The sequence below is a fragment of the Bacteroides sp. 14(A) genome, from assembly GCF_000526555.1.
GTDB lineage: Bacteria > Bacteroidota > Bacteroidia > Bacteroidales > Bacteroidaceae > Bacteroides > Bacteroides cellulosilyticus.
Genome location: NZ_JAGH01000001.1, coordinates 420,503 through 440,529 on the forward strand (window position 1 = coordinate 420,503; position 20,027 = coordinate 440,529).

General features: G+C 38.6%; 13 protein-coding genes. 11 read left to right on the forward strand and 2 right to left on the reverse strand.

The features are described 5' to 3' along the window. The first annotated feature begins 9 nt into the window (after nucleotides 1-9). The 5 genes from K429_RS0101435 to K429_RS0101455 all read left to right on the forward strand — a co-directional run bounded on the left by K429_RS0101435 (nucleotide 10) and on the right by K429_RS0101455 (nucleotide 10,003). On the forward strand, nucleotides 10-921 hold the full coding sequence (locus tag K429_RS0101435) for a DMT family transporter (protein ID WP_044096441.1): 912 nt from the start codon (nucleotides 10-12) through the stop codon (nucleotides 919-921). Further along, complete coding sequence (locus K429_RS0101440) at nucleotides 918-4,892, forward strand: hybrid sensor histidine kinase/response regulator transcription factor (RefSeq protein ID WP_025725816.1); 3,975 nt, start codon at nucleotides 918-920, stop codon at nucleotides 4,890-4,892. Before K429_RS0101435 ends, K429_RS0101440 begins: the two co-directional genes overlap by 4 nt. Nucleotides 4,893-4,972: 80 nt before the next feature. Then, nucleotides 4,973-8,221, forward strand: a complete 3,249-nt coding sequence (locus tag K429_RS0101445; RefSeq protein ID WP_025725817.1) for a S41 family peptidase — start codon at nucleotides 4,973-4,975, stop codon at nucleotides 8,219-8,221. A gap of 124 nt (nucleotides 8,222-8,345) precedes the next feature. Beyond that, nucleotides 8,346-9,164 carry an MBL fold metallo-hydrolase gene (locus K429_RS0101450; protein ID WP_025725818.1) on the forward strand — a complete coding sequence of 273 codons (819 nt, stop codon included), beginning with the start codon at nucleotides 8,346-8,348 and terminating at the stop codon, nucleotides 9,162-9,164. Nucleotides 9,165-9,250: 86 nt separating this feature from the next. After that, nucleotides 9,251-10,003, forward strand: a complete 753-nt coding sequence (locus K429_RS0101455) for a NigD-like protein (protein WP_007211320.1) — start codon at nucleotides 9,251-9,253, stop codon at nucleotides 10,001-10,003. Nucleotides 10,004-10,081: 78 nt separating this feature from the next. Here K429_RS0101455 and K429_RS0101460 read toward each other — a convergent pair whose 3' ends face one another. Next, nucleotides 10,082-10,933, reverse strand: coding sequence for an urea transporter (locus K429_RS0101460; RefSeq protein ID WP_007217242.1), 852 nt, complete (start codon nucleotides 10,931-10,933; stop codon nucleotides 10,082-10,084). A 962-nt stretch (nucleotides 10,934-11,895) separates the two neighbouring features. Between K429_RS0101460 and K429_RS0101465 the strand changes: the two genes are divergently transcribed. From K429_RS0101465 to K429_RS0101480, 4 genes are all read left to right on the forward strand, one after another. Further along, the gene (locus K429_RS0101465; RefSeq protein ID WP_025725819.1) at nucleotides 11,896-13,125 is read left to right on the forward strand and encodes a site-specific integrase; all 1,230 of its coding nucleotides are present in this window, start codon (nucleotides 11,896-11,898) and stop codon (nucleotides 13,123-13,125) included. 65 nt (nucleotides 13,126-13,190) lie between these two features. Continuing rightward, nucleotides 13,191-14,189, forward strand: a complete 999-nt coding sequence (locus K429_RS28355) for a hypothetical protein (RefSeq protein ID WP_044096282.1) — start codon at nucleotides 13,191-13,193, stop codon at nucleotides 14,187-14,189. A gap of 284 nt (nucleotides 14,190-14,473) precedes the next feature. Further along, a complete protein-coding gene (locus K429_RS0101475; protein WP_231501795.1) occupies nucleotides 14,474-15,748 on the forward strand; it encodes a hypothetical protein in 1,275 nt (424 codons plus the stop codon). 84 nt (nucleotides 15,749-15,832) lie between these two features. Next, on the forward strand, nucleotides 15,833-16,459 hold the full coding sequence (locus tag K429_RS0101480; protein ID WP_025725821.1) for a hypothetical protein: 627 nt from the start codon (nucleotides 15,833-15,835) through the stop codon (nucleotides 16,457-16,459). Nucleotides 16,460-16,960: 501 nt separating this feature from the next. Here the strand turns inward: K429_RS0101480 and K429_RS0101485 are convergent. After that, nucleotides 16,961-17,185, reverse strand: coding sequence for a hypothetical protein (locus K429_RS0101485; RefSeq protein ID WP_025725822.1), 225 nt, complete (start codon nucleotides 17,183-17,185; stop codon nucleotides 16,961-16,963). Between the two features lie 787 nt (nucleotides 17,186-17,972). On the opposite strand from K429_RS0101485, the gene K429_RS0101490 reads away from it, so the two are divergent. Further along, the gene (locus K429_RS0101490) at nucleotides 17,973-18,995 is read left to right on the forward strand and encodes a DUF3871 family protein (RefSeq protein ID WP_025725823.1); all 1,023 of its coding nucleotides are present in this window, start codon (nucleotides 17,973-17,975) and stop codon (nucleotides 18,993-18,995) included. Nucleotides 18,996-19,334: 339 nt separating this feature from the next. Beyond that, nucleotides 19,335-19,973 (forward strand): recombinase family protein, encoded by a 639-nt coding sequence (locus K429_RS0101500; RefSeq protein ID WP_025725825.1) that lies wholly within the window; start codon nucleotides 19,335-19,337, stop codon nucleotides 19,971-19,973. The last annotated feature ends 54 nt before the right edge of the window (nucleotides 19,974-20,027 follow it).

Consider the following 20,027-nt stretch of genomic DNA (forward strand, 5'->3'; position numbering starts at 1 on the left):
CAAAATGCTATGCTTGCAAGGGCAACTTATGTAAATAGTCGTAACAATACGAGGGCTATCATTTATGCCTGTATTGCGGTGCTTAGTTGGTCTACTGTTGCCACCGCTTTTAAAATTGCTTTGACGCATCTTACTCATTTTGAGATGTTGTTGATAGCCAGTTGTACTTCATTACTTATATTTGCCCTTTTGCTGACCTTCCAGAAGAAGTGGAAACTACTGTCTGCATTGCCTGCCCGGCAATGGGGATATTTTGCATTATTAGGCTTACTGAATCCAGTGGCTTATTATCTGGTGTTGTTTAAAGCTTATGATTTGTTGCCTGCACAAGTGACTCAACCTATCAATTATGCATGGCCTATTGTGCTATTAATTTTGCTGGCCCTATTTGCCCGTCAGCCCATACCTCCGAAGAAATATATCGGTATGTTTATTTCTCTGGGTGGAGTAGTACTTATTTCTGTAGGAACTGGGCAGTCGGGTGGCATGGATATACCTGTTCATGGGTTGTTGTTGGCAGCATTGAGTGCCTTGTTGTGGGCTATGTACTGGATGATAAATAATAAATTTAAGGATCGGACAGATGGTAGCGTTGCACTGTTTATGAGCTTTTTGTTTGGTACGGCATATTTACTGGTTGGCGCAATGATAGTGGGTGTTCACTTGAATACTTTGCCCGGTATCTTGTCAGGAATGTATGTCGGCGGATTTGAGATGGGTATCCCTTTCATCTTTTTCAGCCTTGCCATGCGGAAAACTACGAATCCGGCACTGGTCAATCAGCTTTGCTACCTGTCTCCCTTCTTGTCTTTGTTCTTTATTGCAATCATATTGGGTGAACAAATTGTGTTTACAACGTATATCGGCCTCATATTGATTGTACTGGGAATTATGTTCAACCAATATCTGGTAAAGAAATGAAAAAGATTATCCTTGCGATGGTAGCTGTTATGGTTCCGCTGATGCTTTCTGCCGGTTCTACTGATTTTTGGTTTCGTCATTTTTCAGTAGAAGATGGATTATCCTCCAGCGCTGTACGTGCTATTATGCAGGATAAATATGGCTTTATGTGGTTAGGTACGGATGATGGTCTAAACCGTTATGACGGTACCACTATTAAAATATACAGATTGAATCCGGAAGGAGTTAATGATTATATTTCATTTTTATACGATACTACAGATAGGATTTGGATAGGAACAGGGGACGGAGTTTATATTTATGATTATGAAACAGAGAACTTCGAGCCGTTTAAACTTCTGACTGCCAAAGGAGATAGCATTAAAACCAATGTGAATCATATTGCTGAAGACAGAGATGGTAATTTGTGGTTTTCAACCGTAGGTCAGGGAATCTTCAAATATAATATATCCAAACATTATCTGGAGCGTTATGAGTTTAAAGATGCTGATGGATTGATGGCCAGCGTGTTGATTGATAGTGAAAATCAAATATGGGCTGTTACTAATTGGGGAAACCCGACCGTTTCTAAGTTGAATAAAGCGGAGAATAAATTTGAGCCTTTCCATATTACCTACGACACGGGTGGGTATGATTCCAACTCTTTGGTTATGCTGGAAGATTCTGAACATGCACTCTGGTTGGGAACCTGGGAGTGCGGTTTGCAAAAGATAGACCGGTATACCGGTAAGGCAACTACTTACTTGCACCCGTCGGATGGTAAAGGGGCAACGCATATTCACTCTTTGATGGAATATGCTCCCCATCAACTACTGATAGGTTCGGATGACGGGCTTTTACTGTTTAATACCCTTACATGCGAACACCAATTATTTACAGAAGATGAAACGAATCCTTATTCTTTGTCCAATCGTTTTGTTTATCCTATTGTAAAAGACCGTGAAGGTGGAATCTGGATAGGAACTTTCTATGGAGGTGTGAATTATCTGTCACCCAATACCGGGCAGTTTGAGTGCTTTGCTCATTTTCGTTTTTCCAATTCTGTCAATGGAACTGTTATCGGACGCTTTTGTGAAGACACTTACGGGCATATTTGGATTGCCTCTGATGATGGTGGTTTGAGTTGCTTTTCACCTAAAGATAAACACTTTACTCATTATCTACCCGATGAGCACGGAAATAGTCTTTCTTATCATAACGTACATGCACTTTGTATGGATGGTGATGATTTATGGATTGGTACTTATACGGGGGGAGTTAATGTGTTGAATACAAAGACAGGGATATTCAGGGTTTATACAACTAAAGCGGGAGATCCCACTACCCTTGATAGAAGCAGTTCTTATGCTATCTTTAAGGACCGTGAAACACGTATTTGGGTAACTTCCATGTCGGGAGTAAACTTGTATAACAGGGAAGAGGATAACTTTACCCGAATAAGAGATCTTGGTTCCTGGATCATGGACATAGATCAGGATGCCGATGGAAATATCTGGTTCTCTTCTCAGGGAAACGGGCTGTTCAAGTATGATCCGGATAAGCAGGAATGGACGAATTATGTACATAGCAGTGCCCCCGGTGCATTGATTAATGATCAGGTGAATTGTGTATTGATAGATGGTAATGGGGAAATGTGGATTGGAACGATGAACGGACTTTGCAAATACAATGCAAAGGAAGACCAATTTGAATTAATTCCATTGGATATTCCCAGCAGTAATATTTGTGCTATTATTGAAGATCAGCGTGTCTTTTGGCTGACTACTACAAAAGGGCTGGTGCGATATGCTCCCGGAGAAAGTTGCCAGGTCTTTACACGAAGTGACGGATTGCAAAGTGAGCAGTTTCTGGTGAATGCTGCTTTGAAAGCTTCCGATGGGAAAATCTACATTGGTTCTGTAAATGGGTTTAATGCTTTCTATCCTTATCAGATTAAAACGAACAAGGTACTCCCTCCGGTAATTATTACGGGACTGGAAGTATTCAATAAAGAGATCCGGATAGGTGATAAGTTGTTGCCGAAGGCTCTGAACCATATGGAACAGTTGGAATTATCTTATAAAGATCATGTCTTCAGCTTGCTTTATGCTTCATTGAGCTATTGTACGCCCGAAAAGAATCAGTATGCCTATAAACTGGAGGGTTTTGATAAAGAATGGAATTATGTAGGTTCTCAAAATAAGGCTACTTATACCAATCTGCCTGCCGGAACCTATACTTTTAAGGTGAAAGCTACTAACAACGATGGTATCTGGAGCGAGCAGGAAGCAAGCCTGAAAATAGTTATTCATCCGCCTTTTTATTGGAGTCTACCGGCCAAATTGCTTTATTTCCTGTTGTTGTGTGTGGCATTGACTTTCTTCATCCGCTTTCTGCTGAAAAGGAGTGAAAAGAAACATACAGCAGAAATTAAGCAACTGAATGTGAATAAAGAGAAAGAGGTGCATGAGGCTAAGATTAAGTTTTTCACAATGATAGCTCATGAAATCCGTACTCCGGTTTCGCTTATCATTGGTCCGTTGGAAAAGATTATGAGATCATCCATACCTATGCCGGCGATGCTGCGTGATGACCTTAATATTATAGACCGTAATAGTCAGAGATTATTGTTCCTGGTAAATCAGTTGTTGGACTTCCGCAAAGTGGAACAGGAGGGGATGACCATGAAATACACCTCACAGAATATTCGTCAATTGCTGGAGGCTGTTTGTGAACGGTTTAATCCTTTCATTACCCAACATGGTGCCCATCTTACGGTGGAGTATCCCGATGCGAATTTTACGGCTATGGTGGATAGCGAGGCAGTTACAAAGCTTATCAGTAATTTGCTGACGAATGCAAGTAAGTATACAAAAGATGAAGTTATCCTTTCGTGTGTGGTGCAACCGGAACAGCATACATTTGTAATCAGGGTAACGGATAATGGAATCGGTATAAGTAAGGAGGATCAGAAGAAGATTTTCAAACCTTTCTATCAGGCCATGGACAATAAACCCGGTACAGGTATTGGACTGAGTATTGTGAAAAGCATTGTGGAGTCTCATAATGGCTGCATAGAAGTGGAGTCTGAAGTCAATAAAGGATCGTCCTTTATAGTAACATTGCCCATCGAACAAAGTCAGGAGGCAATTCAGGAAGGGGAAACGAATGGACTGAATCCGGCAATTCCCGAGGATATTTTGTCGGAAAGCTTACCGGCGGCGGTCTCTAAGGATAAACCGGTCATGCTGATTGTGGATGATAACGAAGAAATGCTGAACTTCCTTTCCGGTAATTTCTCTAATCAATACTCTATTCTTACGGCTGAAGATGGGATAGAGGCTTTGGAAAAGTTGAAAGAGAATGATGTGACCCTGATTGTGAGTGACTGGATGATGCCGCGCATGGATGGAGTGGAACTTTGCAAGGCTTTGCGTGCTGATCAGGCCATCAGTCATATACCGTTTATTTTGCTGACAGCCAAAACGGATATGAATTCAAAGATAGAAGGTATGGACTGCGGGGCGGATGCTTATATTGAAAAGCCTTTCTCGGTGCAGTATCTGGAAGCATGTATTAAGAATCTGCTTGATCTGCGTAATTTGTTGCGTCAGAAATTCTCTAAAATGCCATTGGTACCGTTGAACAGTATTGCCAATAACTCTATGGATAATAAATTTCTTACCCGTATCAATGAGATTATAGAGCAAAACTTCTCAAATTCGGAACTGTCTGTTGATTTTCTGGCAGAAGAACTTTGCATCAGTCGTTCCGGATTATTTGCTAAGATAAAAACGCTGGCTAATGTTACTCCGAATGAACTGATTCAGATTGTGAGGTTAAAGAAAGCTGCTGCCTTGCTTTCAGAGAATAAATACCGGATCAATGAGATTTGCTATATGGTAGGTTTTAATAATCCATCTTATTTTGCCAAATGTTTCCAAAAGCAATTCGGTATCAAACCCGGAGAATTTGTTAATGGAAAAGAGTAATTCTGTCAACAAATTCGTTCTATAAATTTGTACTATCTTTTTCTTTTCATACTTTTGTAAGTCAATTAATTTTTAAGAGTATGAATAAGAAATTACTTTTATCCTTATTTGCCCTTGTAGGTGTATCTGTCTGTCTTTCGGCAGCAGATGAAGCGCGTTTATTGCGCTTTCCGGCAACGAACGGGAACGAGATTGTTTTCTCGTATGCAGGCGATTTGTATAGAGTGCCTGTCACTGGAGGAGAAGCGCAGCGCCTGACTTCGCATGTGGGTTACGAAATGTTCCCTCGTTTTTCACCCGATGGCAAAACGATTGCTTTTACCGGTCAGTATGATGGAAATACGGAAGTATACACCATCCCGGCAGCTGGTGGAGAACCGCAACGCCTGACGTATACTGCAACGAATTCCCGTGATGACCTGGGCGATCGTATGGGACCTAACAATATTGTGATGACCTGGACACCGGATGGTAAACAGATCATTTATCGTAACCGTATCAGTGACGGTTTTGCCGGTAAGCTTTATTCTGTCAATCAAGAGGGTGGTATGCCCGAAATTATCCCTTTGCCCGAGGGTGGATTCTGTAGTTATTCTCCCGATGGCAAGCGACTGGCTTACAACCGTACCATGCGTGAATTCCGTACTTGGAAGTATTATAAAGGCGGTATGGCGGATGATGTCTGGATATACGATCCGGCAAAGAAATCAGTGGAAAATATAACGAATAATGTTGCTCAGGATATCTTCCCCATGTGGATCGGCGATGATATATTTTTCCTTTCCGACCGTGACCGCACCATGAATATCTTTGTTTATAATACGAAGACCAAACAGACGTCGAAGGTTACTAACTTTACCGAATATGATGTAAAGTTCCCGAGTGCTTCCGGCAATACCATTGTGTTTGAGAATGGCGGATATATCTATAAGATGGATGCTGCCACCTGTCAGCCCGAGAAAGTCAATATCAGTCTTGCTTCGGATAATATCTATGCACGCAGCGCCATAAAGAATGGAGCTAAATATCTGACAGCCGTCAGTGCATCTCCCGACGGAGAACGGGTGGTGGTGACTGCTCGCGGAGAGGTCTTTAATCTGCCCTCGACCAAGGGTGTGACGAAAAATATAACCCGCACTCCGGGTGCCCACGAACGTGATGCACAATGGTCTCCTGATGGAAAATGCATTGCTTATATCTCGGATGCTACCGGAGAGACAGAACTTTATCTTCAGGATGCAGTAGAAGGTAATCCGGTGCAGCTGACCAAGAATAATGATACGTATATCCGCTCTTTCGAATGGAGTCCGGACAGTAAGAAGATTGTTTATACCGACCGTCAAAATCGTATCAATCTGCTGGATGTAGCTTCACGACAGGTGACTATGTTATTACAAGACCCGATGGGGGAACCGCAGGATGTGACTTTTTCACCGGATAGCAAATGGCTGACCTATACCCGTGATGCAGATAATGAAATAACTGTTGTATATGTCTATGATATTGCCGGAAAGAAGGAATATCCGGTGACGGACAAGTGGTATAATTCTTCTTCACCGGTATTCAGTACGGATGGTAAGTATCTGATTTTCTCATCTGCCCGCGATTTCAACCCTACATACGGCTGGTTGGAATGGAACCATGTCTATAATAATATGTATGGAGTTTATCTTGCTTTGCTCTCGAAAGATACCCCGTCACCTTTTATACAGAAAGATGCCGGAATGAAGAACGACAGTGAGAGTGAGGCCCCGAAGGCTACTGAAAAGACTGCCGGAAAGAAAGACGCGAAACAGGAAACTGCTTCTGCGTCACTCGTCAAGTTTGATCCGGAAGGTATCACTGACCGTATCATCAAGCTTCCATTGTCGGCTTCTTATTATACTAATTTCTATTCAAACGGAAAGAAAGTATATTACTGGGGCAATGGCGGAACGAAGTTCTTCGATCTTGAAGGTCAGAAAGAAGAAACGGTTGCCGATGGTGCTATGATGACGGTTACTCCGGGTAGTCAAAAGGCTTTGTTCTACAAGGACAACAAGCTTTATGTAACCGCTATACCGGAAGGAGCGGCTAATCTGAGTACACCTGTCAATATGGATAATATGTCCATTACGATAGATTATCCCAAGGAGTGGGCGCAAATCTTTGATGAGGCCTGGCGTGCTTATCGTGATGGTTTTTATCTGGAGAATATGCATGGTGTGGATTGGAAAGCAATCAAACAGAAATATTCTGTTCTGCTGCCTTATGCAAAGACGCGTCTCGACCTGAACTATATCATTGGAGAGATGATTGGTGAGCTTAACTGCGGGCACGCATACGTCAATCCGGGTGAAACGGATAAACCGGCACGTATCAAGACTGGTTTGCTGGGTGCTGAGGTATCGGCAGATAAGAGTGGTTTCTTCCGTTTGGATAAGATACTTCCCGGTGCTTCCTGGAGTAAGGAACTGCGCTCTCCGCTTACTGAACCGGGTATTGAGGCTAAGGCCGGGGAATACATTGTTGCCATTGACGGTATACCGACGAATACGGTGAAGAATATCTATGCTTTACTGGTAGGAAAGGCTGATGTACCGACAGAAATCTCGCTGAACAGCAAACCGCAATTGGCAGGTGCAAGAAAGATTGTCATCAGTCCGCTGGAAAATGAGTATCCTCTTTATCAGTATAATTGGGTACAGGATAACCTGAAGAAGGTGGAAAAGGCATCCAATGGACGTATTGGTTATATCTATATTCCTGATATGGGTCCGGAGGGTCTGAACGAGTTCTCCCGTTATTTCTATCCGCAGCTCGACAAGGAAGGTCTGATTATAGACGACCGTGCTAATGGTGGCGGTAATGTATCTCCTATGATTCTGGAACGCTTGTCTCGCGAACCTTACCGCTTGACGATGGGACGTGGTACGAAGCGTGTCGGCACTATACCCGATGCTGTGCAAGTGGGGCCGAAGGTTTGTTTGATTAACAAATATTCTGCTTCCGATGGTGACCTCTTTCCATGGGGTTTCCGTGCATTGGGGCTTGGTAAACTAATCGGTACCCGCACCTGGGGTGGTATTGTAGGTATCAGCGGACCGTTGCCTTATATGGACGGTACGGATATCCGTGTTCCTTTCTTCACCAGTTATGATGCGAAAACAGGTCAGTGGATTATTGAAAATCATGGTGTCGATCCGGATATCTTGATTGATAACGATCCGGTGAAGGAATGGAACGGTGAAGACGAACAGCTCAATAAGGCTATAGAAGAAGTAATGAAGGAGCTGCAGAACCGTAAACCATTACCGCCTGTTCCGGCTCCAAGAGATTTCAGTAAGTAATTATATACTTTACTATACTGTTATAAATATGCCATTCTATAAGGAGAGTTTTGATCTTTCCTTATAGAATGGCATATTCTGTTTATCTTTGTGGCTCAGATTTCGTAATTATAGAATTAAGAGGATGAAGGATACTCAGATTATTATGTTAGGTACAGGTAATGCAGGCGTTACCAGATGCTATAATACTTGTTTCGCAATCCGGACAGCTGAAAATGTGCTGCTTGTGGATGCCGGTGGAGGAAATGGAATATTGGTTCAGTTGGAGAAAGCCGGTATCGCCATTGAACGTATTCATGATATGTTTGTGACACATGCTCATACGGATCATATATTGGGTGCGGTATGGGTAATTCGGATGGTAGCACAACAGATGCAAAGTGGGAAATATGCAGGAGGCTTCCGGGTATATGGACATGATAAAGTATTACAAGTTCTGGATTGGATCTGCCGGATGACGTTACCTAAGAAAATTGTACAGTATTTGGGAAATGGCATTGAACTTTGTGAGGTTAAGGACGGAGAGAGATTTAAAGCAGGGGAGTTAAAACTACAATCTTTTGATATAGGATCGACCAAAGAGAAACAATATGGTTTTCGTACCACATTGCCGAATGGCCAATCGCTGGTTTGTCTTGGAGATGAACCTTATAATGAGAAGAATCGTCCCTATGTGGAAGGGGCTGACTGGTTGTTGTGCGAGGCTTTCTGTTTGTATAAAGACCGTGATATATTCAAACCTTATGAGAAACACCATAGTACGGCACTGGATGCCGGGAAGCTGGCGGAAGAACTGAAAGTGAAGAATCTGTTGTTATATCATACGGAAGATAAGACGCTGAATACGCGTAAAGCGTGTTATACGGAAGAAGCTGCTCAGGGATTTTCCGGTGTGGTACACGTGCCGGATGATTTGGAAATAATAGACATTATTGTTAATTAACAATATGCTATGCAGTCTTTTTTCTAATTTGTTATTTCTCTAATACAAAGAAGTTATTTTGAATATTTAATTAGAGGAAGTACATTATGAAAATTAATTCAGTATTTAGTAAAGCACTTGCCGTGGCAACAGTAGTAGCCACTTCTATAGGTTTTCAGTCCTGCCTGGACGACGACGACAATAACGCTTATTACCTGAGGTATCCTAATGCCCTTGTGACAGTGAAGGAAGCTGCCGATGGAGCATTTTTCTTGCAGTTGGATGATAAGACGACCTTATTACCGACCAATGTGAAAACCTCTCCTTTTGGAGATAAAGAGGTCAGAGCATTGATGAATTACAGTGAAGTGGACGAAGCCAGTGGTGAATACACGAAAGCAGTGCACATCAACTGGATAGACAGTATCTTGACAAAGCCTATCGCTCCGGATCTGGGAGAAGAAAATGATAAAATATATGGTACAGATCCTGTGGAAATAGTAAATGACTGGGTGACTCTTGCAGAAGATGGCTATCTGACACTCCGTTTCAGAACTGTATGGGGAGGTTCGCAGAAACATTTTGTAAACTTATTGTTAGGACAAAATCCGGATAATCCTTATGAAGTGGAGTTCCGGCATAATGCGTACGGTGATACGTATGGAAAAACGGATGATGGCTTGGTTGCCTTTAAGTTGGATGAATTGCCTGATACGGAGGGTAAAACTGTTAAGTTGAAACTGAAATGGAAGTCATTCAGCGGTGATAAATCAGCCGAATTTGATTATTGCACCCGGAAATCCGTTGCACCGAGTGAGCCCGCTGCTGCGGCTGTAAGAAGTAATTTAAAGTTGAAATAGTTTTTGTATGACTATGATTGATTGATAGAAGGAAGGATACCATTAACTTTGGTGTCCTTCTTCCTTTTTTAAGATATACTATACAGTTTTCTCCAGGCTTCTCTTTAATATAATGGTTATCCATACGGAAATGACAAAAGGGGCAGTCAGGGTTGTAATTCCCCAATGCATGCCCAGCCATTGTAATAAAATGGATATAAGGATGGAACATACACACCATGCTCCGGAACGTATTGTTTTATCACCCAAAGCAATGGCGCACAATACACCGTTATAACCGATCAATCCAGCATTTAGTATGGCATGATCCATACCGCTTAGCACAGCCACAACTATTGGAAGGATGGAACCTAAAGCAGTATAGAAAGCATTGATGCGGGAATTAACTGCAATGGCAATCAGAAAGAATAATCCTGATATACTATTCCCCTGAAACATTACTTGACCTATATTCAAACAGAAAGCGCGGAGGAAATCAGAGGATGGCTCTGCCCCAACAGGTGTGGTGGATAATAATAATGAAGGAAATATCCAGTGACATCCAACCAGTAATATCCATACAGATAAAATAAAGGGAGCCGTATATCCGGATAAACGATGCTGAAGGCTGAAGAGATAAGTGATCCAGGTGGATAGGGCGGAAGTTATTAGCAGAAGCAACATTGATAGCCATGTTATCTCTATAAATACTCCGATGGCGATACCTACTAAAGTACCATTGAATCCGTATAGTCCATTTTTTATATCCTCACGGCTGTAGCTGCAAATCCAGGCAGTTGCAGTACTTATTATATTGCCAATAATAGCTAATAAAGCCAATTGCCAGGAACTGTACAGAATTCCTGATAGCATTAATATACCTGAAAATGCATTGTTTTGGAACATCACTTGGCCGATGCCACGGCTGATAACAAATAATCCCTCGCGCATAACTCTATTGCATATAGAAAAAAGTTTGTATTCTTGTCTTGCCTTTAAAGGCTTTATATATGACGTGTTGAACGAGTTTGGTTTCTTTTTCGATCATTGCAAAGATAGGTAAAAAGCTTTATGGCATCAAAAATGGAGGTGCTTTTTCAGTATGTAACCTTTAATTTTCCAGCAATAGCTATGAACTTTTCGAATGAACGGCTGTCCTGCATCCCTCTATTCATCGGCCTTAACGGATGGAAGGGGTAAAAACGGGTGCGGTGAAGGAATATGTGGATATAGTATTCATTCGTTTTGCTATAGTAATTATTTGATGTTGACTACCTTCAGTAAGTCTGCTGACTATAGTCAGTAAGCTTGCGGATTATAATCAAACAACTTACTGACTATAGTCAAACGATTGACATGCTTTATGTAAAGCAATGTCAAGCCTTATGCAAAACAATATAATGTATTCTATAATTGGCGTAGTATATGATGTATTGTAATAGGAAAATGCTTATCTGTTATGTTGTGGAAAATACGTAGATTATACCTTTCCACCCGATAAGGCCGATGAATAGAGGGATGCAGAGGTGTGGAAGGGTAATCTGTTGAACCTTGCTACATTAAATTTGAGGCTGGCTTTTACATGGATCCATCCGTTTTTACGTTGATCCTTGTAAACCATAGCGCAAACCGAGGGTAAAAAACAAAAAAGACCGCCAAGAGTGGAAGCCTCCTAACAGTCTAAATCTTAATCTTGTAGCGGGACCCGGGATTGAACCGGGGACCTCATGATTATGAACCTGCGTCTTTCAAAGGCTAACGCATTTGAAAGTTACCAGCAGAGCTCTGATTATAAGACTGTTAAGGTTTGTGTAACTTCTCATAAATCGCTCTCTTTTGTACAAAAAACCTTGAAATAGTCTATTGGAGTAAACCATAGCGTAAACCAAAATGTGATAATAAAAAATTACATTATGGATGCGAATATAAGTATTGTTTGTTTTAAATCAAAAGTTTTGGCTAACGGAGAACACCCATTAATGCTTAGAATAAGTCAAGGCAAGTTACGTTATTTCAAATCTTTGGGAATCTCTATTAAATCTAGTTTGTGGAATTTTGATAAAGAAGAACCCAAAAGAAACTATCCTAATCGTGAGCAGTTACTAAATATTCTGAATTTGACGAGACAAAAATATGTCAATATGATGTTTGAATTAAAAATGCTTGGTAAGGATTTTACGCCACAATCTTTAGCAGAGAGTGTGGAAAGAAGTGCTAACAAACAAAATGTTGGTACTTATATACAACATATAGTACAATATATGACTGCGGAAAAACGGTTAGGCAACGCTAAAGCATATATCGGGTGCTATAATTCATTATTAAAGTTTACGGGGAATTTGGATATTCCTTTTACTGATATTGATGTGAACTGGTTAAAAAGATATGAATTGTATCTTCGTAAGCGTGGCAATGCTGATAATACAATAGGTATAAGAATGAGAGAACTGCGAGCTGTTTATAATAAAGCTATTGAGGATAATGTTGTAAATGAAAAGTATTATCCATTTGCTAAATTTAGAATATCTCATTATCGTAAAGGCAAGTGTAAGCGTGCTATAACAAAATCGGAAATCAATAAAATCATTAATATCGATTTATCGGAAATTACAACATATTATAGTCCTTTACTTCACTTGAGTAAAGACTTATTTACATTCTCATATCTTTGCTGTGGTATGAATATGATTGATATAGCATATCTGAAATATTCAGATATAATTAATGGTAGAATTTGTTTTATACGGCATAAGACAAAGCAGCCAATAACTTTTCAGTTGCTTCCTCAAGCCATGCAAATAATTGAAAAATATCGTAGAGATAAAGTACAACAAAGTGATTATATTTTCCCTATATTAGACCGTAATTTTCATCATACAGAGCAGCAACAATATGACAGAATAAGAAAAGTTATAAAAGGAATGAATAAGTCTTTAAAAAAAATAGGTACACATTTGGATATTAGCATACCGTTAACAACTTACGTTGCAAGGCATTCATTTGCAACTGTACTAAAACGTTCTGGTGTAAATATTGCGTTAATAAGTGAGGCAATGGGACATACAAGTTTATCTACGACACAATTCTATCTTGATAGTTTTGAAAATGAGCAAGTAGATGCAGCTATGAAGAACCTTCTCTAAAAAAAATGCCACTTTATTTTTACGGTAAGGTGGCATTTCTTTATCTTTACACTCAAAAATAAAACATGGAATATCAGATAATACCTATCTCTTCATTAAAAAGAATAGAATCATGGCTGACTGACGAAACAGGTTTCAGCCTTTCAATGCTCCATAATGAATTGGATTACATTTCAGATGTATATCTTCTTGGCAAGCAATTCCCTGTAGAAATACAAGACCTGTACCTATCAATAAAAAAAGAAGAGCAGGACATCCCATATCCAAACAGGGGAACAGACGAAGACAAATATAAATTCAGTCTGACCGTTGGAAAGAATCTCGTTCTCGAAAGTGGCGATTTCGAAGCTGACTATATTTTGAATCTGTGGAACTTGTACGACACAAACGAAGACTCAGCTTGTGAAGACCAAGACCAAGACGTATTTAATGGCATCCTTCTTATTGTAGCCATCTATTATAAATATACGCAGACAAATGGCTATTTCGACTTTGGAGACTACGTTGCAGCCCCTGAACAGATACAATACACATACTCCGTCCGCCCTGATATGCTGAACTTATACAAGATGTTCCATGAGAAGAAAAAGACGAAGAATAACACGATTACGATTGAGTATAACAAACAGAAGATAGAGCTAACCAATGATGACAACTGGTTTCTCAATATGATAACTCCTTATCTTGATAAATATTTAGGCATACCTTCTTTGGAGGAAGCAGAAGCGGAGCTTAATAAGGATTACCCCACTACAGGTAAAAGAGGCAGGAAACGTGAAAATGTAATTCTTGATACAGTAACCCTGAGTATATATAATCTGTTGCGTCATTCTTCTTTCGCAGCTAAAGGCAAAGGGCTTACAGATAATGAAGGGAAGTTCATACTATCGCTTCTTGTGTACCTTCGATTGATTGACGAGGACAGTTCTAAAAATGACATACTGAATCTACGTGCCACAATCAGGAATCTACAGAAATATGAAGTTCGCCCCAACTGGTGGAGAATTCCCATGTGTAAAACGTCTCCCAATAATCCAGTTGAACATCTGAAATCCTATTGGTAAAACACATAAAATAAAAAAAGAAAATAGCCTTACATTAATTTGTGAGGCTATTTTTTTGTATCTATATATAGCTAATAAACAAGGTATTATGTCTTTATTTCCCACATAAAGAATTAAACATAAAAAAAGGGAATTCTTTATGTTTTTTTCTTCTTTTCATAGGCTTATCCCTCCATATATCTTTGCACCGTAATCAAAAACGATAAGATACTGAGTCGATGATTACACTCAAATAAAAATTAAAAATTAAAACCTAATGCTGAACAGGTTAAGCGTAAAAGATCATGGAAACAGTAAATAGTGTAAAGGTAGAGATGGTTAAAGAAAGTATTTCAAATGTTGAATCAATAAATGTAAATGGCATGGAAACAAAAGATGTAAAAGTAGTAGAGAACAATCAAAGCGAAGTAAAATCATTAAACAACAACATGGAAACTAAAAGTGCATCCCAAACAACAGAAGTTAGTAAACAAGCAACTGTAGAAGCAGCCCGTGACATCTTAGTAGAAAAGAAGCAATGGCTTGCTGATAATAGCAATGCAGATGAAAATGTAATCAAGATAGCCAAGGTTAACATTGCTAAAGCAGAAAACAATTACATAGCCGCATTGCAAGCCGTTGAGTTACCCTGTACTACTGTTGAATTCTGGGATGTGAAAGAATCTACAGAAGAGCTTGAAATAATCACTAAAAAGAAGGCAGAAATAATTATCGCTACTTCTGATTACAGTATGGCTGTGAATAAGGTAAACATAGAATTGGGCAAGAAGCTGATAAATAATAAGAATTTTGAAAAAGCACCTTTATTTGTAACTGATGCTAAATTATTCTATGAAACAGATATTGTATTGAAAGACCTTAATGGAAACGTTGTACCTAAAGATACTCCAAATGTTTATGTACCCGTTGATAGCGCTAATGGCTATTGGCAGTGGAAGACCTACCATGAATCCAACATTAATGCAATTGTAAAGGAAGAAAAACAACTAATTATTGAGAATGTGAAAATTAAGAAGTTCGCTTCATTGCAAGAATTTGCTCAATACAGAGGAGTAAACAATGTTCTGAGCAGAGGATTTAATGGTTTAGAAAAAGCGGGAAATGCAGCTTTGGCAACTCAACATGAATTCTATCAAAGAATATTCTCGAAAGCCAGAGAGTTAAAGGCAAATATCAGCGTTATCACGAAATATTATAATCAAGGTAAAACATTAAACTTGAAAGTTTGGAATAATGCAACGCTTGGTATGGTAGAAGAAAGCTTCTCTTACGATTTAACTATAGGTGATAAAATCATAACAACTTTACAAGAGATGAAATTTAAAGCCAAAACAATAAAAGAACGCTATATGATTGACGCAATTACCTTACTGGCAAATTATGCTCCACAAGGAAAAGAAAAAATTGGTATTGAAGAAGTAATCAGCACTATCAAATCTTTAAATAAGGAAAACATAGCCATTATAGAAAGTTGCTCTATGGATAAAGTTAATTCAATCCAGAATGAATTACTGACACAATGCTTAAAGAATCGCAATGAAATTAATCAAGCTGCGTAAATCCAAATATCAAAGAGCCTGTGTGACAGGCAGGCTCTATTTTTTACTTCTTATTATTTATAAACGATATTCAATCAGCTAGTAATGAAAATTATATCAGTAAATTACCAAAGAACGGCAACTATTAATTACTCAATACTTGGCAAGTTCAAACCTGCCAACATTTACAGATTTTTCTGCCTTTCGCTTTGCAGGGATGAATGGTACAATGTGAGAGTTACTTTGGACGATATTAAGAAGTTGACAGGTGACAAAAGCCTCAGTAAATTCAATAATGATTTCAGAGAGTATTTGGATATAAAACCTTATTATATTGAATGTGGTTTCATTCATAAATCAAAACGCAATATCTATCATATTCCTGCAATGGAAGAGAAGTGTATCACAATATCGAGAGACCTACTCAGCTATGAACAACCAGTGGCAGTAAAAGGCTTTTTTATCCAGCTTATTTTACTATCTCTGTTTAGTGATATAATCTTAGAGAAGAAGAGCATCATATCAGCTTTAAATATAGATAAGAAGACCTATGATAAATACCTATCCGCTTTAATAGTTGCAGGCTTAGTTACAGATGGTAAGGTATTGGTATTACATACTGATAGCATTTTATTAAAGAATAACTTTAGTATGCAGAAAATATTATCAAAAAGTAGACTACTCAAAAAGGATATGCTTAATGTTGATATAAAGTCTGAAAATGCCAAGTAATGGGGAAAATGTTCTCTTTATTATATATATAATATAACTAACTTTTTCCCCTGTACCTACTTGTTTATAAGTAAAGAGTGCAATAAAATTGTTTTATCCATTATAAAGTTTGGAGAAACAGCTATTAAAGAATCAGAGATATATCTTAACTTTATAAAGGCTTGGTAGTGGGGAAAATCTTATCTTTATTAATTATATAATATAACACACATTTTCCCCTATCACTAAAGATTATACGCTTTAGATGCAAATAAAACTCATATCTTTGGATGACAGGTTAATCATTTTCATTTTTAAAGATTAAGAGTTACTTATGGTAAACCTCCATTTGGGGAATACGGTAGTAAGAGATGCCCAATAAGATAAAATGAGACGACTGTAGAGACTTTAACAGGTGTGAAGTAGTACTTTATCAAGTGGATATAAATAAGCCGCCAGTGGACACATTTGTATATGTGCTCGCTTGCGGCTTTTTCTGTATAGGGATGAATCACTAATGAATCACTTTGATGTATGGTTGTATTTATACCTTTTTACAAGCCGTCTTTTGGGAGTAAGGTCAAGTTCTGAAGCGGCTTTTATCAATCGGGCAAGCAATTCAGGTGAAATCTTCAATGGTGCTTTATCTATCTGAATTGTTGTCTTATAACGGATGCAGTGCTCTTCTGTTTCATCCGTAAAGGTAGTAATGGCATTGGGTACGATTGGTATTCTGATAGTGGTCATTGTGTTTTTAAATAAAATGTCTTTCTAATATGATTAATCTGTCTTCTTTGTTTGCGATAGCCCTGTGTCTGTATCCATACGCCAATATGGACTTTGTTATCTCTGATGTTATTCTTCAAGGCTAATTCACGTAAATCCTGATAAGTGTATATTGTTGGCATAGATGGGATAAATATAAAAAATGAAAAGTGGCAAGCGACGGAGTAGACGCCGAATACCCCGTTTTTTTGCCACTATCCTACAAAATGAAAAAGTCGCTCTAAATACAATGCTTATAGAGGACTACCATTAAATCTATTTAGCTGAATTTTATCTATGGAAGATTGAAAGGCGAAAGATTATAATTCCTGAGAATGAGCATAATTAGGAGATATGAGCTATTCAGGAACATGTATATTTTTCTTTCTTGTGTACTACAAATTTACAAATAAGAAATCAGGTAAAAAAACGAACGGTGCATATTCTTGAAACATTGCCACTATGTTGATACCACTTTCTGTAGTGGTCGTGACTACTTCCACCCCTATGAAATTATACATTTATGCGCATGATAAAGTACGGGTACTTATATAAAGATACCCCTCCCCATCATTGCTAAAGCTGAAATATATATAGAGTTATTTCTCATAGGTTTATGAACTGAAAAGTGACAAGAAAGAGCGTGTAGAGTTAGTTATAAGCACGAATTCACAGTAACCTCTAACACCCCCCGAGGATAGTTGAAGATAAATGAAAATATTCATTGCTTCATCCTATCAATTTATAAACCATTTAAAATTAATTCATTATGAGAAATTTAGTTATTGGCAATTTGCCACAGAGCAGAAGAAGTTTAAATTTAGGTGAGTATGCAGAAGACGCTACTTTAGTAATGGAAGAACAACCCACAAAGGAAAAGAGACCGTTATTCATAGAAGCCAATACTATGGAAGCTACTTTGGATCATCTAAAGAGTGACTGCATTATCCCTGTATTCGCAAAGGATAATGAGGCTACCTTATCACATGTGGCTTTCATTGAAACTGTGCAAGACGCTGCAAGGACATTCTTTCAAGGTGAACAAATAGAATTGCCTGATATTCGTGTCTCTCATGTTATTAAAGGCAGAATACCCGAAGCAATTCATAAGCCTGCCAATCAATTACTGGAAAGTGATAAGACTATCTATTACGAAAGGTGTGCTTTTGTGATTGAAATACCTACTATCTATGAGACAGTAAACGGTAACAGGTTGACTCTTACTATTGGTGGAGTTCGTGCGTATAACCATACGAACTTATACAGTAAGAAGACCGCAGAACGATTTAAAGTATTCATAGGTTTTACCTGTAAGGTGTGTACGAACTTGTGTGTATCAACTGACGGGTATCTTTCATGTTTGGAAGTCACTAATACAAATGAGTTATATCGTGCCATCTTGGAATTGTTCAACCGTTATGATCCAGCCAAGCACATACATTTGATGCAGACTTTAGGCAATACTTACTTAACGGAACACCAGTTTTGCCAATTACTTGGAAGAATGAGACTTTATCAATCATTACCACAGAGCCAACAGAAAGCCATACCAAGAATGTTACTAACTGACAGTCAGATTAATAATGTGGCAAAGTCTTATATCCAAGATGAGAACTTTGGCAGCTTGGGAAGTGACTTATCAATGTGGAAATTCTACAATTTACTGACAGGTGCAAATAAAAACAGCTATATAGACAGTTTCTTGGATAGAGCTTATAATGCTACTGAGATGGCAATAGGCATAAATGCCGCTCTGCATGGAGACGATAAATATAGATGGTTTATTGATTGATTGAAACGGGGAATATTCTGAAATACGGGTATTCCCCTTTTTATTAACTACTTAAAATTGAAAATCATGTTTTATAAGAAACTATTCATTTGGCTATTTTGGCTGATAATCGCATTGTTCACTGGTTGTCTACCGCTTATTTTGATAATTCTATGTATTCCAAGCTTTATAAAGCAAGAAGCAGAAAAGCCACCTGTAAAGTGGATGAATAACAGTAGACCAGTGAAAAGGAGATATGAACGGTATGAGAATGAAATCAAAAAATGAATGTGTTCAAATAAGTCTGCATAGGTGGTTTGAACACGCTTCTTTCTGTTATCAATTTAATCTTTGAATAATATGAAAACAAAAGCAGTGATATATGCCCGTGTCAGTTCGTCAAATGACAGACAGGACACAACAAGGCAAATAGAGGATTTAAGGAAGTATGCCGTTTCTCAGAATATAGAAATCGTGAACGTATTCCAGGAACATATAAGCGGTGCAAAGAAGAATGAGGAAAGGCAAGTTCTTACAGATTGCTTGAATTATTGCACTACTCATTCAGTCAACTATCTGTTATTATCAGAGCTTTCGAGACTTGGAAGAAGTACATTACAGGTTCTTCGCTCTTTAGAAATGCTGCATGAGGCAAAGGTATCTGTTTATATACAGAACTTGGGACTTTACACATTACAAGCTGATGGCAAGGTCAATCCCATTGTTTCAGTATTGACTACTATGTTGGCAGAAATGGGAAACATAGAACGGTCAAACATACAATACCGCTTAAATAGTGGAAGGGCTAACTATATCGCCAAAGGTGGAAAGTTGGGAAGAAAGAAAGGCAGTATGAAGACAGAAGAAAAGAAATTGGAAGAATACAGAGATACTATAGCTTTACTAAAGAAAGGGTATTCAATCAGAAACATAGCCAAACTACAAGGTATTGGTATTTCTACAGTTCAGAGAATTAAGAATCAATTTATCAGAACATGAACTTTTAATAAACAATAGTTCTTGCCATTATAAACACTTTTCGTAACTTTGCAG

Excerpts from the sequence above, each read along its gene's own strand:
- K429_RS0101435 (WP_044096441.1), top strand. The coding sequence starts at position 10 with ATGCTTGCAAGGGCAACTTATGTAAATAGTCGTAACAATACGAGGGCT.
- K429_RS0101440 (WP_025725816.1), top strand. The coding sequence starts at position 918 with ATGAAAAAGATTATCCTTGCGATGGTAGCTGTTATGGTTCCGCTGATG.
- K429_RS0101445 (WP_025725817.1), top strand. The coding sequence starts at position 4,973 with ATGAATAAGAAATTACTTTTATCCTTATTTGCCCTTGTAGGTGTATCT.
- K429_RS0101450 (WP_025725818.1), top strand. The coding sequence starts at position 8,346 with ATGAAGGATACTCAGATTATTATGTTAGGTACAGGTAATGCAGGCGTT.
- K429_RS0101455 (WP_007211320.1), top strand. The coding sequence starts at position 9,251 with ATGAAAATTAATTCAGTATTTAGTAAAGCACTTGCCGTGGCAACAGTA.
- K429_RS0101460 (WP_007217242.1), bottom strand. The coding sequence starts at position 10,933 with ATGCGCGAGGGATTATTTGTTATCAGCCGTGGCATCGGCCAAGTGATG.
- K429_RS0101465 (WP_025725819.1), top strand. The coding sequence starts at position 11,896 with ATGGATGCGAATATAAGTATTGTTTGTTTTAAATCAAAAGTTTTGGCT.
- K429_RS28355 (WP_044096282.1), top strand. The coding sequence starts at position 13,191 with ATGGAATATCAGATAATACCTATCTCTTCATTAAAAAGAATAGAATCA.
- K429_RS0101475 (WP_231501795.1), top strand. The coding sequence starts at position 14,474 with ATGGAAACAGTAAATAGTGTAAAGGTAGAGATGGTTAAAGAAAGTATT.
- K429_RS0101480 (WP_025725821.1), top strand. The coding sequence starts at position 15,833 with ATGAAAATTATATCAGTAAATTACCAAAGAACGGCAACTATTAATTAC.
- K429_RS0101485 (WP_025725822.1), bottom strand. The coding sequence starts at position 17,185 with ATGACCACTATCAGAATACCAATCGTACCCAATGCCATTACTACCTTT.
- K429_RS0101490 (WP_025725823.1), top strand. The coding sequence starts at position 17,973 with ATGAGAAATTTAGTTATTGGCAATTTGCCACAGAGCAGAAGAAGTTTA.
- K429_RS0101500 (WP_025725825.1), top strand. The coding sequence starts at position 19,335 with ATGAAAACAAAAGCAGTGATATATGCCCGTGTCAGTTCGTCAAATGAC.